Below are 590 nucleotides of genomic sequence, written 5' to 3' on the forward strand. Positions count from 1 at the left end.
ATTCATATGCTGTTCTTATAATTACTGGTCATATTCTAAGGAAATCCTTTGAACCAATCATCTTATATAATGAACAGAAATATTTTAGGTGTAAATCATAAAGTTTATAGAATTGACCATCTCCAATGGATGAAACAGCTTTTAGATATTCATCCATTTGAAACAATCCACCATCTATTGGCACTCTTCCATGTTCCATGTTTAGTCTCTCACTTTCTGTATTTTTCCATATATTTTGGTTAAGTATTCAATAAATTCATCTTTTAGAGTGAAATCAGTAAATACAAGGTTATCATTTTCCAATGCATAATAGAAAGGAGAAATCAAACCTTCAATATCTTGGGGTCTTACATGTGAACCCCTAACCAATCCATCTTCAGTGGTTAGTGAATAAACAATGCCCTCCATTCTTTGTGATGGTAATGCCACTCAGACATCATCATCAGTCATACCCATTGTGAAAACTCTATTATTAAGTTTGAATTGATAGAAATATCTTAGATTTCCTAATCTACTTTCTGGTATAACCATACCATCATCTCCATCTTTGAATTTGGCATTATACATAAATTCAAGCATTTCAGGGTCTC

At 32.0% G+C, this 590-nt stretch carries 1 protein-coding gene; it reads right to left on the reverse strand.

The genetic code is table 11. From position 1 onward, the window contains the following. Positions 1-201: 201 nt before the first annotated feature. A complete protein-coding gene (locus tag N1032_RS26605) occupies positions 202-429 on the reverse strand; it encodes a hypothetical protein (protein ID WP_259543662.1) in 228 nt (75 codons plus the stop codon). Between the last annotated feature and the right edge of the window lie 161 nt (positions 430-590).

It is taken from the genome of Herbiconiux daphne, assembly GCF_024979295.1.
Lineage (GTDB): Bacteria > Actinomycetota > Actinomycetes > Actinomycetales > Microbacteriaceae > Herbiconiux > Herbiconiux daphnes.